The following is an 18,363-nucleotide window of genomic DNA, read 5'->3' on the forward strand; positions in this document are numbered from 1 at the left end:
GAGCCGCATGGCGGCGTTGGCCGCTCAGCCCAGGTATTCGTCCTTCAGCCGCACGTAGTGGTCGGCCGAGTAATGCAGCGCCTCGATTTCCTTGTCGCTCAGCGTGCGTGCCGGGCGGGCCGGGTTGCCCACCCACAGCTCGCCTTCGCCGACCACCTTGCCCGGGCCGACCACGGCACCGGCGCCGACGAAGCCATGGCGCTCGACCCGCGCGCCGTCGAGGATGCAGGCACCCATGCCAATCAGGCTGTAATCACCGATGGTGCAGGCGTGGATGATGCAGCCGTGGCCGACGGTCACGCCTTCGCCGATCAGGGTCGGGTAGCCGGCCTTGTTGTAGGGGCTGTGGTGGCTGACGTGGATGATGGTGCCGTCCTGCACGTTGGTGCGTGCGCCGATGCGCACGTAGTTGACGTCACCGCGGATGATCGTGCCCGGCCACACCGAGACGTCCTCGCCCAGCTCCACGTCACCGATGATCGTGCACGACGGGTCGATGTACACGCGCTCGCCGAGGACGGGCATCTTGTCGCGGAAGGGGCGCAGCGGGTTCATCGATGTCTCCGGAAATCAGGGCGTCCGCGACGATGATACGCGCTCGGCCAATGGCGACCCCGCCACCCGCAACTGCCGGAATGCCTCATGCATCCGTGTCGACCAAGGTCGACACCTGCCAGAACGGATCGCGCGCCGCATTGGTGGATGGCATCCACCGATCCCGCGTTACGCCACGCGGCCGCGGCGTGCACGCTCCAGGTGCACCAGCAGCAGCGAGATTGCCGCCGGGGTCATGCCCGGAATGCGCTGCGCCTGGCCGATGGTCTGCGGGCGCACGCGCTCCAGCTTCTGCAGTGCTTCGGCCGACAGCCCGCGCACCGTCGCGTAATCGAAGGCTTCAGCGATCGGCGTGGCTTCGTGCCGCTGCTGGCGCTCGATTTCCTCGCGCTGGCGATCCAGATAGCCGGCGTACTTCACGCCGATCTCCACCTGCTCGGCCACTTTGGCGTCGGCTACCGCCGGGCCCAGCGATGGCACCTGCATCAGCTGCGCGTAATCCAGCTCGGGGCGCTTGATCAGGTCCAGCACGCTGGTCTCGCGGCTGACCGCCACACCCAGCGTGTCCTGCACTTCGCGGCCCAGCGCATTGGCCGGGGTTGCCCACAGCGCGCCCAAGCGTGCGCGTTCGGCAGCAACAGCGGCCTGCTTGGTCTCGAACGCGTTCCAGCGGCGGTCATCCACCAGGCCCATCTCGCGGCCGGCCGGCGTCAGGCGCTGGTCGGCATTGTCCTCGCGCAGCTGCAGGCGGTACTCGGCGCGGCTGGTGAACATGCGGTAGGGCTCGTTGGTACCGTGAGTGATCAGGTCATCCACCAGCACGCCCAGGTACGCCTCGTCGCGGCGCGGGCACCAGCCGTCCAGTCCGCGCACCTGGCGTGCAGCGTTGAGGCCGGCCAACAGGCCTTGCGCGGCGGCTTCTTCATAGCCGGTGGTGCCGTTGATCTGGCCGGCGAAGAACAGGCCGTTGACCAGCTTGGTTTCCAGCGAAGCCTTCAACCCGCGTGGATCAAAGAAGTCGTACTCGATCGCGTAGCCCGGGCGGGTGATATGCGCGTTGCCGAAACCGCGGATGCTGCGCACCATCTCCAGCTGCACGTCGAACGGCAGCGAGGTGGAGATGCCGTTGGGGTAGATCTCGACGATGCCCAGGCCTTCGGGTTCGACGAAGATCTGGTGGCTGGCCTTCTCGGCAAAGCGCACCACCTTGTCCTCGATGGACGGGCAGTAGCGCGGGCCGATGCCCTCGATCTGGCCGCTGTACAGCGGTGAGCGGTGCAGCGCGTCGCGGATGATCTGGTGGGTCTGTTCGGTGGTGTGGGTGATCCAGCAGCTGACCTGCTGCGGATGCTCGTCCACCGAACCGAGGAAGGACATCACCGGGCGCGGCGAGTCGCCGGGCTGCTCATCCATCACGCTGTAGTCCAGCGAGCGGCCGTCGATGCGCGGCGGCGTGCCGGTCTTCAGGCGGTCCACCTGGAACGGGCGCTCGCGCAGGCGCGCGGCCAGCGTGGTGGCCGGCGGGTCGCCCATGCGGCCGGCGGCGTACTGGGTCGGGCCGACATGGATCTTGCCGGCCAGGAAGGTGCCGGCGGTCAGCACCACGGCCTCGGCGTCGAAGCGCAGGCCGGTCTGGGTGATGACCCCGCGCACGGCGTCGCCTTCGATGACCAGGTCATCGACGGCCGCCTGGAACACGGTCAGGTTGGCCTGGCCTTCGACGATGGCGCGGATCGCCATGCGGTACAGGTTGCGGTCGGCCTGGCAGCGGGTGGCGCGCACGGCCGGGCCCTTGGAGGCGTTGAGGGTGCGCCACTGGATGCCGGCGCGGTCGGCGGCATGCGCCATCGCACCGCCGAGCGCGTCGATTTCCTTGACCAGGTGGCCCTTGCCGATGCCGCCGATGGCCGGGTTGCAGCTCATCGCACCCACGGTTTCGATGTTGTGGGTCAGCAGCAGGGTGCGCACGCCGGTGCGGGCCGCGGCCAGCGCGGCTTCGGTGCCGGCGTGGCCACCGCCGATGACGATGACGTCGTAACGATGGAAGGACGGGTTCATGGGGGCTGTTCAGCTTGGGGCAGGCGCGGCCGGGGGCGGCGCCGGGGTGGCGATTTTAGCGCCATTCGGGGTCCGGACGCCGGCGCCGGCCAGTTGGTGGCGAAATCGGCCCTAAAGTTGGCAGGATTTTTGCAGATAACCCAATAGCACCCATCGTGGCTGGCGCCGTAGGCGCCCGTGACCGGAATTGGAACAGGGGCCGGTACAGGCGCACGGTGGGGGAGCAGAGGGCCGGCAGTCGGGGGACTGTCCGGCCCTGTTTTTTTGGGGTTGTCGGGAAGGCGCCATCCACGCATGGCGTGGATCTACTGAAGCTGGGGCTTTCGCCGGTTGGCGACCTGACAAAACAAACGGCCCCGCATTGCGGGGCCGTCTGCCTTCAGAGGTGCCGACATCCGACAGGGCCGGAACAGGGGGGATCCAGATGTTCCTGTCGGATATCGACGTAGAGCTTTTTGCGGCGGCCCGTGTCGTTTTTGTCACTTTGTGACGCGGGCCGTCACTGTCCGCGTAGAGTGCAGCTTAGACCGTGTGAAATGCAAGACGGTTCAGCGCTCAACTGTGCGCTGCGTCGCACGATCCATGTTGCGCCAGGGGGAACCGTTCATCCTCGGCGCACTCGGTGCCGGTGCCGGACGGGCCTGGGGCGCCGGCGGCTGTGCGTTTGACTGCGGCGGGCGGCGCATCGAGTCCATGTTCCGCCACGGCGAACCACCGTTGTACGACGGTCGCGACGGCGGCGGCGGACGGTGCTCGCCACCATTGCCCGGGCGCGGCGGCGGGCGATGGTTGTGCGGCGGGCGGTAGATCGGGCGCGAGTAATACGGGTTGCCGTAGCCGCCGTAGTAGCCGCCATAGCCACCGTAGTAGGGGCCGTAGTTGTAGGGATAGCCGGCCGGGTAGCGGTACTCCACCGACGGCGCACCGTGGTAGTAGCTGCCGCTGCGGCCGCCGCCGACATAGTCGTAGGTGGTGCAGCCGGTCAGGGCCAGCAACAGGCCACCGGCAAGCATCAGGCGCATTTTCATGGTGGGTCCCCCCAGAGGACGGGTGTGCAGTCAGCTTCGGGCGCCAGCGTTGAATCGGCCCTTAATTCTGCCGGCCAGGATGAATGGAGGCGTAGGCCTGCATGCTGGCATGACCTGCGCCCCGGTCGCCAGCGCGAAGCCATACGTTAATCTTGCGTCATGAGCGATTCACTGTTGCCCCGCGCCGATGACGTCCTGCTTGCTGCGGCGAGGATTGCCCCGCATGCCAGCGTGACCCCGGTACTGCGCTCGCGCATGCTTGATGCGCTGGCCGGCGCGCAACTCGCGTTCAAGGCCGAGCACCTGCAGCGCGGCGGCGCATTCAAGTTCCGTGGTGCCTGCAACGCGGTGTGGGCGCTGGAGGCCGATCGCGCCAGTGCCGGCGTGGTCACGCACTCCTCCGGCAACCACGGCGCCGCCTTGGCGCTGGCCGCGCGCACGCGTGGCATTCCCTGTCACGTGGTGGTGCCGGAAGGCGCGGTGGCGGCCAAGCTGGCCAACATCGCGCGCCATGGCGCCACCCTCTGGCGCTGCCCGCCGACCACCGCCGATCGTGAGGCCGCCTGCGCCAAAGTGCAGGCCGATACCGGCGCGACTCTCGTCCATCCATACACCGACCCGGCGGTGATGGCGGGGCAGGGCACCGCCGCGCTGGAGCTGCTGCACAGCGACGGCCCGTTCGACGTGCTGGTCGTGCCGGTCGGCGGCGGTGGCCTGGCCAGCGGCACCGCGCTGGCCCTGCAGCACGCCAGCCCGCAGACCCGCCTGGTGCTGGCCGAGCCAGCCGGAGCCGACGATACCGCGCGCTCGCTGGCCGCTGGCGAGCGCCAGGGCGCGTTCGCCCCGGACACGATCTGCGATGGACTGCGTACCCTGATCGGCGCGCCGAATTTCGAACTGCTGCGCGCGGCAGGTGCCGAGGTGATCGTGGTTGATGACACCGCGACGATGGCGGCGATGCGCCTGCTGTGGGAGGTGCTCAAGCAGGTGGTCGAGCCGTCGTCGGCCACCGTGCTCGCTGCCGTGCTGGCACAGCCACAGCGCTTCGCCGGCCTGCGCGTGGGCCTGGTGCTGTCTGGTGGCAATGTCGACCTGCCTGCGCTGCGCTGGGGCGCGCCATGAGCCGCGACCGGCACCGGCCCCGCACCGGCCTGCTGGGCTGGCTGTGGCGGCTGTTCGTGCTGCTGGTGGTCTGGCTGCTGGGCGTGACCGCCTGGATCGTCTGGGTCGGTGAGCGCGACCAGGCCGCCAAGGCCGACGCCATCATCGTGCTCGGTGCGGCCGCCTATGACGCCAAGCCATCGCCGGTGTTCGAAGAACGTATCCGGCATGGACTAGACCTGTACGAGGCCCAGTACGCGCCGCTGCTGATCTTCACCGGCGGCTATGGCGGCACCGGTGCGCGCTTCTCCGAATCGCAGGTGGCGCGGCGCTATGCGCTGAAGCATGGCGTGCCGGACGATGCGATCCTGATCGAGACCGCGTCACGCAACACCGTGCAGAACCTGGTGGAAGCCAAGCGACTGATGGACCAGCGCGACCTGCACCGGGTGATCATCGTCAGCGACCCGCTGCACATGGCGCGCGCGCTGCGCCTGAGCAAGGCGCTGGGCATCGATGCGCTGGCCTCGTCCACGCCCAGCACGCGCTTCCGCAGCTTCCACACCAGCTGGCGCTTCCTGGTGCAGGAAATCTACTTCTTCCACCGCGACCTGGTGCGCCCGCCGCTGAGCTCGCCGGCCAATACCTGAGGCGGAAACCTGATTTGGGCGGGTGCCATGCGGTAGTGCCGGCCGCTGGCCGGCAGACGCCCACCATGGAATCGTGAGGTTGCCGGCACTGTGCCGACCAAGGTCGGCACCCACCAGAGCGATTCGCGTATGGCGTCGCATTTGGTAGTGCCGGCCGCTGGACGGCAGATGCCCACCATGGAATCGTGAGGTTGCCGGCCAGCGGCCGGCACTACCAGACGATCAGGTCTGCTTGCGCCGGATCGGAATCGCCGACACCGGCACCGAGGCCACGTCATGCCCGCCTTCGCGGATCGGTGCGCCCGGGTCCGGTGCCCAGGCGTGGGCATAGATCACTTCCCAGCTGCTGGGCAGCTTGCCGTCGGCGCGCCGCATCGGTTCATACGCCGCTGCCGCCGCCGCGAAACGGCTACGCCCGGTCAGTGTGTGGCGGCGGTCCACCCGCGCGTTGGTCGCGCCCATCGCGCGCAGTTCGCGCATCAACGAGGGCAGGTCGTCGTAGGTCAGGGTGAACAGATCGCGGTCCAGCACCGGGTCGCGGAAGCCCGCCATCATCAACGCATCGCCGAACTGGGCGATCTGTGCAAAGCGGCTCACGTGCGGGCGGTCATCGGCGGCCGCGAAGGCTTCGTTGAGTTCGATCAGGGTTTCCGGGCCGAAGGTGGAACACAGCAGCAGGCCACCGGGCTTGAGCACGCGACGGAAGCCTGCGAACACCGCCGGCAGGTCGTCCACCCACTGCAGGCACAGGTTGCTGAAGATCACATCCACGCTGTTGTCCGCCAACGGCAATGCGGCGGCGTCGCCGCACAGGCGCTGGAACGGCTTCCACCAGCCGGCCTGGCGCTTGGCCTGGTCCAGCATCGGCAGCGCCACGTCCAGCGCGATCACCTGCGCCTTCGGCCAGCGCTTCTTCATCAACGCGCTGGCGTGGCCGGTGCCGGCACCGATGTCCAGCACCACCTCGGGCTTGCGTGCCTCCAGGTAGTCCAGCGATTCGATCAGCCGCGACTGCACCTCGCGCTGCAGGGCGGCAGCGGCGTCATAGCTGCTGGCGGCACGCGCGAACGCGCGGCGGACATGGCGGGCATCGAAGTGGGACGGCATTGCGAAAGTCTCTTAGAACGTACCGGGGTAGGCGCCGCCGTCGATCAGCAGGTTCTGTCCGGTGAGGTAACCGGCCTGTGCACTGCACAGGAAGGCGCAGGCGGCGCCGAATTCGTCAGGCGTGCCGAAGCGGCCGGCGGGAATCTGCTGGCGGCGGCGTTCGGCGACTTCGCCGGCATCGCCGTCCTTGCCCGCACTGTGGGCGAAGTTGGCGCGCAGGCGGTCGGTGTCGAACTGGCCGGGCAGCAGATTGTTGATGGTGACGTTGTGGGCCACCGTGCGGCGCGCCAGGCCGGCGACGAAACCGGTCAGGCCACTGCGCGCGCCGTTGGACAACGCCAGGATGTCGATCGGGGCTTTCACCGCCGACGATGTGATGTTGACGATGCGGCCGAAGCCGCGCTCGATCATCGCGTCGACGGTGGCGCGGATCAGCGCGATCGGCGCCAGCATGTTGGCGTCCAGCGCGGCAATCCAGTCGTCGCGTTCGAAATTGCGGAAATCACCGGGCGGCGGACCACCGGCATTGTTGACCAGGATGTCCACCTGCGGGCAGGCGGCCAGCGCCGCAGTGCGGCCGGCCTCGGTGGTGACGTCGGCGGCGACGGCGCGCACCTCACCGGCACCGGGCAGGGCGCTCAGCCCTGCGGCGGCAACCTGCAGTGCCTCCTCGCCACGAGCCACGATCACCACGTTGACGCCCTCGCGCACCAGCGCACGCGCGCAGCCCAGGCCCAAGCCCTTGCTTGCGCCGCAGACCAGTGCCCAGCGGCCGTTGATACCCAGATCCATGCGTCAATCCTGCGGAATTCGGAGGGGGCTCATTGTCCGCCATCGGCCGGTGACAGGCCGGCAACGAAGTGTTGCAGGGCGGCGGCCACCTCATCGGCATGGCCGAGGAAAGGCGCATGTCCACCATGGGCGATCGTCAGCGCCTGCGCGCCCGGGGCCAGCGCTGCGGCGGCCTGCATCGCCACCGGAGACACCAACCGGTCTCGCTGGCCGGCGATCCACAGGCTGGGCTTGCCCAGCGTCGGCAGCGCGCCGCGCAGATCGGTGCTTTCGAGCAGGCGCAGGCCTTCCAGCAGGGCGCGTTCGGTGGGCGCACCGCGCTCGACCAGGCGCTGCCGCAGGACGCGCAGCTCCTCGCGGGCGTGTGCCGAGCCCATCACGTCCAGCGCGAGGAAGCGTTCCAGGGTGCCGGCGAAGTCGGTGGCCAGCTCGCGCCCGAACTGCTCGAACACCGCCGGTTCCACTGCATGCGGCCAGTCTTCGCCACGCACGAAGCGTGGCGTGGCCGCGATCATCGCCAGCCCGCGCACCTTCGGCAGCGTCGCGGCAGCGTGCAGCGCGAACAGGCCGCCCAGCGACCAGCCGCACCACACCGCCGGGGGTGTGGCCGCGGCAATGGCACTGACCACGAACGGCAGGCGCAGCGGCGTGGTGTCCTCGCGGCTGTGGCCATGGCCGGGCAGGTCGACCAGGTGCAGGGTGAACTGGTCCGCCAGGCGCTGCACCAGCGGCGCGAATACACCGCCCTGCAGGGCCCAGCCGTGGATCAGTACCAGGTCCGGCCCACGGCCGGTGACGTCAATATGCATGGGCAACGACACGGAACTCAGGCAAAAGCGGGCAGCGGCGGTGGCGCGGCTTCACGCACGGCCAGGGTCACGCGATCGCGCGCGCTGGCGATAGCCTCCACCAGGCCGCGCACCTGTTCCGGCGTATGCAGCGCGGACAGTGTCACGCGCAGGCGTGCCTTGCCTTCCGGCACAGTCGGCGGGCGGATTGCACCGACCAGCCAGCCGGCCTGTTCCAGCGCCGTGGACATCGCCACGGCGGTGCGGTCATCGCCGAACAGCAGCGGCTGGATCGGTGTTTCCGAAGCCATCAGGTCCAGGCCATGGCGACGCGCTTCAGTGCGGAACAGCGCGATCAGGTCGGTCAGCTTTGTGCGACGCCAGTGGTCGCGGCGCGCCAGGCGCACTGCTTCAAGCGCAGCAGCGGCCATCGCCGGTGGCACGGCGGTGGTGTAGATGTACGGGCGCGCGGTTTCGGCCAGATGCTCGATCAGGTCGTCGCGGCCCAGCACCAGCGCACCGGAACCGCCCAGTGCCTTGCCCAGCGTGACCAGCTGCAGCGGTACGTCGTCCACGCCCAGTCCGGCGGCGGCCACGGCACCACGGCCATCACCGACCACGCCTACACCGTGCGCATCATCCACATAGAACAGCGCCTGTTGCAGGCGTGCCACAAGCGACAATGCACGCAGCGGTGCGATGTCGCCGTCCATGCTGAAGACACCATCGGTGGCCAGCATTGCCGCGCCGTCGGGCGCGTGCTTGAGCTGGCGCATCGCGCCTTCCGCATCCAGGTGCGGGTAGCGGCGCAGGCGCGCACCGGCCAGCCGGGTGGCATCAAGGAGGCTGGCGTGGTTGAGCTTGTCCTGTACGCAGACATCGTTCTCTTCGCTCAGCAGTGCCTGCTGTACCGCCAGATTGGCGGCGAAGCCACTGCCGAACAGCAGCGCACGCGGATAGCCCAGCCACTCGGCCACCTCGCGTTCCAGCGCCTCATGCAGGGCATGATGGCCGCAGACCAGGTGCGAGGCACCGGCGCCAGCGCCTTCGCGTGCGGCGGCGTCCTGCAGCGCGTTGACCACGCTGAACTGCTGGGCCAGGCCCAGGTAGTCGTTGCTGCAGAAGCCGGTCAGCCACTGGCCGTCCACTTCCAGGCGCACGCCATCACGACGGGTGACCATGCGTCGCGGGCGGCGACGGCCTTGGGCATCGCGCAGAGCGCGCTGGGCGTGGAGGCGGGCGGTCAGGTCGGGGCGGGCCATGGTGGCTGAATGCGTCGACGGGGCGGCTAGGGTAGCGCGTTGCCGCGGCGCCTGCTTGCGGCCCGTCTCAGGCCGCGTGAGCGCAGCCACAGCCGGGCGTATCGGCACTGATATCGGCGTGCACGGTACCGCCGTGGTCGTGGCCTTCGGCATCCCCCTGCACCGCCATCGGCTGTAGCCCCAGCCGTGCGAACAGCGCCAGATCGCGCTCGCTTTCCGGGTTGCCGGTGGTCAGCAGCTTGTCGCCGTAGAAGATGGAGTTGGCGCCGGCCAGGAAACACAGCGCCTGCAGTTCGTCACTCATCGCCTCGCGCCCGGCCGACAGCCGCACCATCGAGCGCGGCATGGCGATGCGGGCCACCGCGATCATGCGCACGAACTCGAATGGGTCCAGTTCGGCGCTGCCATGCAGCGGCGTACCTGCCACCTGCACCAGCTTGTTGATCGGCACCGAATCCGGATGCGCCGGCAGCGTGGCCAGCGCCAGCAGCAGGCCAACGCGCTGCGCGCGCGTCTCGCCCATGCCGACGATGCCGCCGCAGCAGGTCTTCAGGCCGGCATCGCGCACGTGTTCCAGCGTATCCAGGCGGTCCTGGTACTGGCGCGTGTGGATGATCGAATCGTAGTAGTCCGGCGCGGTGTCGAGGTTGTGGTTGTAGTAGTCCAGGCCGGCGTCCTTCAGCGCACGTGCCTGCTCGCCGCTGAGCATGCCCAGCGTGGCGCAGGTCTCCAGGCCCAGTGCCTTCACCCCGGCGATCATCGCCGCCACCTTCGGAATGTCGCGATCCTTCGGTGAACGCCATGCGGCACCCATGCAGAAGCGCGACGCACCGGCGGCCTTGGCCTGGCGCGCCTTGGCCAGCACCGCATCGGTCTCCATCAGCTTCTGCGCATTCACCCCGGTGCTGTAGCGCTGCGCCTGCGGGCAGTACGCGCAGTCTTCCGGGCAGCCTCCGGTCTTCACCGACAACAGCGTGGACACCTGCACCTGCGCCGGATCGAAGTGCTCGCGGTGCACCGCGGCGGCGCGGAACAGCAGCTCGGGAAACGGCAGATCGAACAGCGCCTGCAGTTCGTCGTGATGCCAGTCGTGGCGGATGGCAGCAGCCATGGCGGGGCCTTGGGTACGAATGGAGCAAGGGCGGCAGTGTGGTTGGGGGGGCACGGGCTGTCAACTTTTAGTTTGATGTTTTGGTTTACTTGGCCGTGACTGGAATGGAATCCCATACAAGCGATGGCCATGGCGCTGCATCGATTGCGGGCATCGCTGCTGCCGCGGCGAACCCCGTCCTCGGGCCGGGAGCGGGGGCAGCCTGCGCGGTGAGCTTGGCCCGAACATCGTCAGGATCGACCCGCGCAGCGCGTTGGACGTAACCTCAAGCACACACGTTCAATCGGGCAGCGCTGCAATGGACAATCCGGACAACTGGCAGCCGATCACCCGGGAAGAACTGGAAACCCTGGTCGCACGGCAGTTGCAGGATTGCTCACCTGTCCAACGAGCCACCTTCGAATCCCTGCGCGTGCCATTCCATGCGGTTCGGTTGCACAGGCTGGGCATGATTGAGTGGGTCTGGGCGGTCGCACAGCTGCCCGACGGGTTGCTGTACTACGAGGACGTTGAGGAAGGATTCGAGATGGGCACGCCGGGAGAGGATGGTGTGTTGCCGAACCAAGGCTGTTCTCAGCTGACGCTGACCCACATTCTCCATCGTTTGGTGATCTGAGCATCAGATCTCGCAGATCGCTGCATCTGCCCGAGTTCAGGACGCTCTTCTGGCGGCATACGTGCATTTCACCGCATCCTGCAAGGCCTTCGGCCACAGTGGCCGCTGTCTAACCAAAGCGCTGGCGCGCAGACTTTGACTCATGACCGATCTCCATCGCCTCCGCGGCCGCATCACCGCGCTGGTTCTCAGCGAAGCCTGGCGCCGCCGCGCCGCGCTCTGGGGCGGCGCCGTGGCCGTGGCGCTGGTGGCCATCCTGTTCGCCAAGGCCAGCGATGCGGCCTTCCATCTGTTCCAGCGCATCACGTCACACTCGCCATGGTGGGCCCTGCTGCTCACGCCCGGCATCTTCGCGCTGCTGGCGTGGCTCACTTCCGGCGTGCTGAAGCCCACGCGGGGCAGCGGCATTCCGCAGGTCATCGCTGCGCTGGACAAGGCCGATGAGCCGTTCCGGAAAACCAACCTTTCCCCAGCGGTTTCGGCCGGCAAGCTGCTGCTGACCTCGCTGTCGCTGCTGGGGGGCGCATCGGTCGGGCGCGAGGGGCCCACCGTGCACGTAGGCGCAAGCCTGATGTATCTGTTCGGCCGCTGGTTCGGTTTCAAGGATCCCCGCGAGCTCTCGCACTTCCTGCTGGCCGGTGGTGCGGCGGGTATCGCGGCGGCCTTCAACACGCCGCTGGCCGGTATCGTCTTCGCCATCGAGGAGCTCAGCGGCCGCTTCGAGCATCGTTTCTCAGGCACCCTGCTGACCGCAGTGATCGTCGGCGGCGTGGTGTCGCTGGGCCTGCTCGGCAACTACACCTACTTCGGCCATGTGAGTGCACGCCTGCCACTCGGCCAGGGCTGGCTGGCCATCCTGCTTTGCGGCGTGGTGGCAGGGCTGCTGGGCGGCCTGTTCGCGCGTGCGGTGCTGGCCAGTGCGGCGGGCCGCCCGCGTTGGCTCGGGCAACTGCGGCAGCGGCATCCGGTGCTGCTGGCCGCAGGCTGCGGCATGGCGGTGGTACTGCTCGCCCTGGTCTTCGGTGAAGGCGCGTTCGGCACCGGCTACGAGCAGGCGCGCAGCCTGGTGCAGGGGCAGGCGCTGGTCGGCCACGAGTTCGGGTTGATGAAGCTGCTGGCCAATCTGGCCTCGTACGTGGCGGGCATTCCCGGCGGCCTGTTCTCGCCGGCGTTGGCGGTCGGCGCTGGACTCGGCCACAACCTGGCAGTGCTGATGCCGGGCGTGGACCCGCGCGCGTTCGTGCTGCTGGGCATGTGTGCTTACCTGACCGGCGTTACCCAGGCCCCGCTGACGTCGGCGGTGATCTCGCTGGAACTGACCGACAGCGGCGACCTGCTGCTGCCGATACTGGCCACGGTGCTGATCGCGCGTGGCGTGTCCGGGCTGGTGTGCAGGGTGCCGATCTATCGCGGGCTGGCGGAGTTGTTGATCGGGCCCGCCGCTACGCCACCGGCGACCGGACAGGGTGAACGCCTTTCCTGACGGGCGGCGGCCCCCGTCGCAGTTGAGGGCAGTTCCGACACTGCAATCGGTGCTTCGCCGATGGCCGCACGCGGCGTGCGCCATCAAGTATTGGGTGATGCGTACTGATCTCCTGCGTTCGGCAACCCGTGTCTCGCGCGCACTGCTTGGTGTGCTGCTACCGCTCCGCTGCCTGGTCTGCGGCGACCCGGGCCACGATGATCTTGATCTGTGCTGCGCTTGCTTGGCCGATCTGCCCTGGGCAGGCCGTGCCTGCCTGCGCTGCGCGTTGCCGTTGCCCGACACCGCGTTGATCGTCTGTGGCAGCTGCCGCGAGGAGGTACCGCCACAGACGGCTACCCACGCCAGCCTGCTGTACCTGCCACCGGTCGACCAGTTGCTGGTCCGCTACAAGTTCCATCAGGATCTCGCAGCCGGACGCCTGCTCGCGCAGCTGATGCAGCGCGCACCGCCGCCGTGGTGGTGTCCACCGCTGGTGCCGGTGCCGCTGCACAATCGCCGGCTGCGCCAGCGCGGCTACAACCAGGCGGGCGAGCTGTGCCGGCTGCTGCCGATGCCGGTCTGGCAGGGGCTGTACCGGCGGCGCCACACCGCGCCGCAGTCCGAGCGCACGGCCGAACAGCGCAGGGAAAATCTGTTCGATGCGTTCGATGTGCGTGGATTGGTGCCAACGCGGCTGACCGTGGTCGATGATGTGATGACCACCGGCAGCACGGTGATGGAGGTTGCCGAGACGCTGCGCCTGGTGGGCGCTGCGGAGGTGCGCGTGTGGGTCTGCGCGCGGGCGCCGTGATCGCCCTCTTCATCCACAGGGGCTAGGATGAGGCCGGTTCCGGATCGAAGGAGTGGTCATGAATTCCCCCTTGTCTCCCTTGCTGTCGGCGGTTGGCCGCAGCTGGTGGATCCTGCTGCTGTACGGGCTTGTCGCACTGGGTTTTGGCATCGTTGCCATCGGCTGGCCCTTGTCCGCAGCGATGGCGCTGGCGTGGACACTGGGCGTGATGGCCATCGTTGAAGGCGTCATCAGCCTGTTCGCACTGATCAGCGGCGGCAGTGGTGCCTCGCGTGGGTGGCTGGCGCTGTATGCCATCGCCTCGCTGGGCTTCGGCATCCTGGCGGTGATCAACCCGCTGGCCACCGCCAGCGTGCTGGTGTTGTTCCTCGCAGCGTGGCTGCTGGTGGCGGGCATCTATCGCATCGTGCTCGCGATCCGCGTGCGCAAGCAGATCCAGGGCGAGTGGTTGCTGATACTCAGTGGTGTGCTTGCGGTGGTGCTGGGCCTGCTGTTTGCGGCCAACCCGTACGCAGGCGTGGCGGTGACCACGCTGTGGATCGGCATCGGCAGCCTGCTGTATGGGCTGCTGCAGGTACTGGTGGCATTCAAGCTGCGGAAGCTGAAGTGAGGGGCGCGTTTCCGTTCCTGCTGGGCGCAGCGCTGGTGCTGGCCGGATGCATGCCGGGTGCCACGCCCGGTGCGCTGGCAGGCAAGGATCATGCGCCGCGCGCGGATGTGGATGTCCGCCTGAGCGCGGTCGATGCGGACGGCAAGGGCAGGCAGGCGCAGTGGCAGGGCGAAACGCTCGCCCTGCGCGAGCCGCCGATCGCTGGCAGCGCCGACATCGCCGATGTGCGCTACGTGCTGGACGAGGCCAAGCAGCCGGGCCTGCAGATCCGGTTTCGACACGAAGCGCACCAGCGCATCCACGATGGCACGGCAGCACTGGTCGGTCAGCGAGCGGCGATCAGCGTGGATGGCCGCGTGCTGATGGTGGCGACGGTGCAGGGACCGTTCGGCGAATCGATGATGCTGAGCGGGTTGCCCAGCGTTGCCGAGGCGCAGGCGCTGGCCAAGCACATCACGGGCGACTGACGGACGTGCCAACACCCCCACGCTGCGCATGGAGGTCGACCAAGGTCGACCGCTACCGGGCGAACCGTGCCTCGATCTCTTCCAGCGACTTGCCCTTGGTCTCCGGCAGCCAGAATGCGGCCACCAGGAAGAACACGAAGGTGCACGCCGCCCAGAACACGAACATGCTGGCGTAGCCGTAGTGGCCCACCGTGGGCAGGAAGATCGCGGCGATGGTGGTTGAGACGAACTGGTTGATCAGCAGCGCGATGCTCATGCCGTTGGAGCGGATGCGGTTCGGCATCAGCTCCGACAGTGCCAGCCACACGCACACGCCGGGGCCGACGGCGAAGAACGCGACGAACACCAGGATGCAGGTGGCCACCGCCCAGCCGTGTGCCGGTGGCGGCACCGGGCCAATGCGGGCCTGCTCGATGCGCAATGGCGCCTGGCTGGCACTGGCCGGGTCGGCAAATGGATTCAGGTGGAGTTTGCGGAAGAACGCACCGATCACGCTGTCCGGCTGCACGGTGCCGGCACGCTCGATGCGCAGCTCGCGGTCGGTCAGGTTGTCGCTGCGCAGGGCGCGCACATTGGTGAAGTCGCCGTAGGCATACGACACGGTCAGTTGCAGCGGCCGGCCTTCGCTGTCGATGCCAGCGCCGAGGCGCTGCCACTGCGCATCATCCAGCACCAGCCGCGGGCCGTCGCCGCTGACCGCTGCCTGCAGTTGCGGCTGCACGTCGGTACGGCCGCGTTCGGCCTGGAAGAACAGCGTGGCCGCGCCCAGCAGGGCCACGCAGATGCCGCCGCTGCCGAGCATCAGCAGGAATTTGCGGCCCTTGCGGTCGACCAGCAGCAGCGCGACCACGGTCATCACCGCATTCAGCAGCTTGATCGCCACGTCGGCGCCGTTGGCCACCGAGCCGGACAGGCCGGCCTGGTTGAGGATGTTCACCGCGTAGGCCAGCACCGAATTGATGCCGGTGGCCTGGGTGCAGGCCAGCACCACGCAGGCCAGCACGAACGGCACCACGTAGCGGCGGCTGAGCAGCGGGTCGCGCTTGCCATCGCTGCTGCTCGATTCCGGCGCCTGGATCTGGGCCAGCGTGGGCTCAACCTCTGCGGCGGGGAGGACGCGCTCAAGGCTGCGCCGGGCTTCAGCGATGCGGCCGCGGCGCACCAGCCAGCGTGGCGATTCGGACAGCCAGAAGATACCGGCGCAGAACAGCAGGCCTGGCGCCAGACAACTCCAGAAGATGGTGCGCCAGGCGTGGTCCTTCACCGTGAACAGTTCCTGCGCCTGCTGCGCGACCGGCAGCGAGCGCACGGCCTCGGCGGCGGCATCCACCGCATGGGCGTGGTACAGGCCGATCAGCGCGGCCAGCACCAGGCCGATGGTCAGCAGCAGCTGGAACATCGCCGCACCGCGTCCACGCCGCTCGGGGCTGAGCACTTCGGCCAGGTACAGCGGAATCACCACGCCGATCAGGCCGCCACTGATCCCCTGCAGCAGCCGCCCGAGCAGCAGCGGCGTGTAGCCCGAGGCCAGCGCCATGATCGGAATCGAGGCGGTGAACAGCAGGCCGGCCAGCAGCATCGCGCCGCGGCGGCCAATCAGGTCGGCGATCATGCCGGCGAACAGCGAGGACAGCACGCTGCCCAGCAGTACGGCCGCCACCACGAAGCCGAGCTGCTGGCTGCTGAGCTGCCAGGAGTGACTGGCGGTCGCTTCAAGATAGGGCAGGGCACCGGCGATGATGCCGATGTCGATGCCGTACAGCAGGCCCCCCAGGCCGCCGATGAAGAGCAGGTAGCGTACGGGCCAGCGCGGGGCGGTGCTTGCAGTCATCGGCAGTTCCTGTGGTAGCGCCGGGCCAGGCCCGGCGGCGGTTCGTCGCAGAGTGCATTCTGTAGAGCCGAGCCATGCTCGGCTGCTTTCCGTTCCGATATCGAGGTTCCCCATGCCGCGCTTCGCGCGGTGAGCCGAGCATGGCTCGGCTCTACAGGGAGCCCGCGCGGCATCCGGGCCGCATCGCTTGCGTCAGGTCAGATCGACCACGCGCCCACCAATGACCACCTGCTGCAGGCGCAGTTCGGCGTCCAGCACCACCAGGTCGGCGCGGGCGTCGGGCGCGATGCGGCCGCGATCATCCAGGCCCAGGTAATCGGCGGGGAAGGTGGACACGCGATGCGAGGCATCGGCCAGTTCCAGTCCCACACGCACCAGGTTGCGCAGCGCCTGGTCCATGGTCAGTGCGCTGCCGGCCAGCGAACCGGTGGCCAGGCGCACGCAGCCGCCGCACTTGTGCACGCGCTGCTCGCCCAGCGCGTACTCGCCGTCGGGCATGCCGGTGGCGGCAGTCGCGTCGGTCACCGCGTACAGGCGCGGAATCGCGCGCGCGGCCAGGCGGATCACGCCGGGATGGATGTGCTGCAGGTCGGGAATGATCTCGGCGTACTGCGCATGTGCCAGCGCCGCCGCGGCGATGCCAGGCCGGTAGTGGTCGACGCCGGTCATGCCGTTGAACAGATGGGTGAAGCCGGAAGCCCCGGCCTGCAGCGCAGCAACACCTTCTTCGTAAGTGCCAGCGCTGTGGCCAAGCTGCACGCGGATGCCCATTGCCGAAAGCGCGGGAATCAGCGCGGTGTGCTCGCCGATTTCCGGCGCCAGTGTCATCACCCGGATCGGCGCCAGCGCGTGCAGCTGCTGCACCAGTGCCACCGTCGCCTCGATCGTACGATTGGGCTGTGCGCCCAGCCGCTGCGGGCTGATGAACGGTCCTTCCAGATGCACGCCGACGATGCTGGCGGCGTCGGCATCGGGCGCCGCCATCGCCGCAGCGACGCCGTGCAGCGCGTGCTCGATCTCGTCCAGCCCGGCGGTCATGGTGGTCGCCAGCAGCGTGGTGGTGCCGAAGCGCAGATGGGTGCGGGCGATGGTGCGTGCCACGTCGCCGCCCTGCATCAGGTCCACGCCGGCCGCGCCATGCACATGCAGGTCGACGAAGCCGGGCAGGATCACCGGCAGCTGCAGGTCGTCGGCGCCGCTGTGGTCGTCCACCTGCAGCTGGCGCACGTGCGAATCGAAGTGGACCTGGCCACGCCGCCAACCCAGCGGCGTGAGGATGCGGCCATGCAGGGTGCGGGTGTCGGTCATGCAGTGGGCTCGGCGATGATCACCTCGATGCCCAACCGCTGCAGCCCTTCACGGGTTGCGTCGTCGATGCCGGCGTCGGTGATGATGGCGTGGATCTGATCGAGAAGTGCGATGCGGTGCAGGCTGACGCGGCCGAACTTGGAGGCGTCGGTCAGCACCACGATGCGGCGCGCGCGCTCGACCATGCGGTGGTTGAGGCGGGCTTCGGCTTCATCGTGGGTGGTCAGGCCGAACTGCAGGTCCAGGCCGTCCACGCCCAGGAACAGGGTGTCGAAGCTGTAGGAGTTGAGGCTGGCTTCGGCCTGGCTGCCCTGCAGCGACAACGACTGCTGGCGCAGCAGTCCACCGGTCAGCAGTACGTTGATGCCGGGCGCGTTGGCCAGTTCCCAGGCGATGTTCAACCCATTGGTCATCACCGTCACGTCGCGCTGGGTGCGCAAGTGGCGGGCCAGGGTCATCGTGGTCGAGCCGGAGTCGATGATGATGTTGTCACCGGGCCGCACCAGGCGCGCGGCACACGCGCCGATCGATTCCTTCAGCGGCAGGTTCAGTGCGTCCTTTTCGTGGATGTCCTGTTCCTGTGGCGGCGTGCGCACCAGCGTGGCGCCGCCGTGAGTACGATTGGCCAGGCCCTGCGATTCGAAGTGGGTCAGGTCGGCACGGATGGTCACCGCCGACACGCCGAAGCGCTCGACCAGATCGGCCACCTGCACCGAGCCGTGCTCGATCAGCAGCTGCAGGATCTGTTGCCGGCGGGAGCGGGTGTTGCGCATGGCCATTCTCGGTGTCGCGGGGAAAGGTAG

18 protein-coding genes are annotated in these 18,363 nt (G+C 68.5%); 7 read left to right on the plus strand and 11 right to left on the minus strand.

Going from position 1 to position 18,363, the window contains the following annotated elements; all coding sequences use genetic code 11:
* Window positions 1-24: 24 nt before the first annotated feature.
* The 3 genes from AC5P6A_RS09135 to AC5P6A_RS09145 all read right to left on the minus strand — a co-directional run bounded on the left by AC5P6A_RS09135 (window position 25) and on the right by AC5P6A_RS09145 (window position 3,641).
* Window positions 25-555 (minus strand): gamma carbonic anhydrase family protein, encoded by a 531-nt coding sequence (locus AC5P6A_RS09135; protein WP_019661650.1) that lies wholly within the window; start codon window positions 553-555, stop codon window positions 25-27.
* A 168-nt stretch (window positions 556-723) separates the two neighbouring features.
* On the minus strand, window positions 724-2,613 hold the full coding sequence (gene mnmG / locus AC5P6A_RS09140; RefSeq protein ID WP_308305385.1) for a tRNA uridine-5-carboxymethylaminomethyl(34) synthesis enzyme MnmG: 1,890 nt from the start codon (window positions 2,611-2,613) through the stop codon (window positions 724-726).
* 548 nt (window positions 2,614-3,161) lie between these two features.
* Window positions 3,162-3,641, minus strand: a complete 480-nt coding sequence (locus AC5P6A_RS09145; protein ID WP_019661648.1) for a hypothetical protein — start codon at window positions 3,639-3,641, stop codon at window positions 3,162-3,164.
* Window positions 3,642-3,800: 159 nt separating this feature from the next.
* Here AC5P6A_RS09145 and AC5P6A_RS09150 point away from each other — a divergent pair, with 159 nt between their 5' ends.
* Window positions 3,801-4,763 carry a pyridoxal-phosphate dependent enzyme gene (locus AC5P6A_RS09150; protein WP_019661647.1) on the plus strand — a complete coding sequence of 321 codons (963 nt, stop codon included), beginning with the start codon at window positions 3,801-3,803 and terminating at the stop codon, window positions 4,761-4,763.
* Window positions 4,748-5,392, plus strand: a complete 645-nt coding sequence (locus AC5P6A_RS09155) for a YdcF family protein (protein WP_058979308.1) — start codon at window positions 4,748-4,750, stop codon at window positions 5,390-5,392. The genes AC5P6A_RS09150 and AC5P6A_RS09155 overlap by 16 nt, the downstream gene beginning before the upstream one ends.
* 222 nt (window positions 5,393-5,614) lie before the next feature.
* Here AC5P6A_RS09155 and bioC read toward each other — a convergent pair whose 3' ends face one another.
* The 5 genes from bioC to bioB all read right to left on the minus strand — a co-directional run bounded on the left by bioC (window position 5,615) and on the right by bioB (window position 10,452).
* Window positions 5,615-6,499: a malonyl-ACP O-methyltransferase BioC gene (gene bioC / locus AC5P6A_RS09160; protein ID WP_010482174.1), complete on the minus strand. Its 885-nt coding sequence runs from the start codon at window positions 6,497-6,499 to the stop codon at window positions 5,615-5,617.
* Between the two features lie 12 nt (window positions 6,500-6,511).
* Window positions 6,512-7,291 carry an SDR family oxidoreductase gene (locus tag AC5P6A_RS09165; protein ID WP_155030293.1) on the minus strand — a complete coding sequence of 260 codons (780 nt, stop codon included), beginning with the start codon at window positions 7,289-7,291 and terminating at the stop codon, window positions 6,512-6,514.
* 29 nt (window positions 7,292-7,320) lie between these two features.
* Complete coding sequence (gene bioH, locus AC5P6A_RS09170; RefSeq protein ID WP_155030292.1) at window positions 7,321-8,100, minus strand: pimeloyl-ACP methyl ester esterase BioH; 780 nt, start codon at window positions 8,098-8,100, stop codon at window positions 7,321-7,323.
* 17 nt (window positions 8,101-8,117) lie between these two features.
* Window positions 8,118-9,341: an 8-amino-7-oxononanoate synthase gene (gene bioF / locus AC5P6A_RS09175; RefSeq protein WP_312546065.1), complete on the minus strand. Its 1,224-nt coding sequence runs from the start codon at window positions 9,339-9,341 to the stop codon at window positions 8,118-8,120.
* Between the two features lie 67 nt (window positions 9,342-9,408).
* Window positions 9,409-10,452 carry a biotin synthase BioB gene (bioB, locus tag AC5P6A_RS09180; protein ID WP_346715012.1) on the minus strand — a complete coding sequence of 348 codons (1,044 nt, stop codon included), beginning with the start codon at window positions 10,450-10,452 and terminating at the stop codon, window positions 9,409-9,411.
* Window positions 10,453-10,750: 298 nt separating this feature from the next.
* Between bioB and AC5P6A_RS09185 the strand changes: the two genes are divergently transcribed.
* From AC5P6A_RS09185 to AC5P6A_RS09205, 5 genes are all read left to right on the plus strand, one after another.
* On the plus strand, window positions 10,751-11,068 hold the full coding sequence (locus AC5P6A_RS09185; RefSeq protein WP_111098629.1) for a hypothetical protein: 318 nt from the start codon (window positions 10,751-10,753) through the stop codon (window positions 11,066-11,068).
* 142 nt (window positions 11,069-11,210) lie between these two features.
* Complete coding sequence (locus AC5P6A_RS09190; RefSeq protein ID WP_058979044.1) at window positions 11,211-12,551, plus strand: chloride channel protein; 1,341 nt, start codon at window positions 11,211-11,213, stop codon at window positions 12,549-12,551.
* A 97-nt stretch (window positions 12,552-12,648) separates the two neighbouring features.
* Complete coding sequence (locus AC5P6A_RS09195) at window positions 12,649-13,344, plus strand: ComF family protein (RefSeq protein ID WP_346715013.1); 696 nt, start codon at window positions 12,649-12,651, stop codon at window positions 13,342-13,344.
* 58 nt (window positions 13,345-13,402) lie between these two features.
* Window positions 13,403-13,954, plus strand: coding sequence for an HdeD family acid-resistance protein (locus AC5P6A_RS09200; RefSeq protein WP_111103902.1), 552 nt, complete (start codon window positions 13,403-13,405; stop codon window positions 13,952-13,954).
* Window positions 13,951-14,421, plus strand: coding sequence for a SecDF P1 head subdomain-containing protein (locus AC5P6A_RS09205; RefSeq protein ID WP_180876404.1), 471 nt, complete (start codon window positions 13,951-13,953; stop codon window positions 14,419-14,421). Before AC5P6A_RS09200 ends, AC5P6A_RS09205 begins: the two co-directional genes overlap by 4 nt.
* Window positions 14,422-14,473: 52 nt before the next feature.
* Here AC5P6A_RS09205 and AC5P6A_RS09210 read toward each other — a convergent pair whose 3' ends face one another.
* The 3 genes from AC5P6A_RS09210 to AC5P6A_RS09220 form a co-directional block, all read right to left on the minus strand.
* Complete coding sequence (locus tag AC5P6A_RS09210) at window positions 14,474-16,252, minus strand: MFS transporter (RefSeq protein WP_346715014.1); 1,779 nt, start codon at window positions 16,250-16,252, stop codon at window positions 14,474-14,476.
* A gap of 192 nt (window positions 16,253-16,444) precedes the next feature.
* On the minus strand, window positions 16,445-17,560 hold the full coding sequence (nagA, locus tag AC5P6A_RS09215) for an N-acetylglucosamine-6-phosphate deacetylase (RefSeq protein ID WP_155030285.1): 1,116 nt from the start codon (window positions 17,558-17,560) through the stop codon (window positions 16,445-16,447).
* Entirely contained in the window at window positions 17,557-18,333 is a 777-nt protein-coding gene (locus AC5P6A_RS09220) for a DeoR family transcriptional regulator (RefSeq protein ID WP_010482152.1), read from the minus strand. The genes nagA and AC5P6A_RS09220 overlap by 4 nt, the downstream gene beginning before the upstream one ends.
* Window positions 18,334-18,363: the final 30 nt, after the last annotated feature.

This window comes from Stenotrophomonas sp. YJH_SMC_20 (assembly GCF_059367845.1).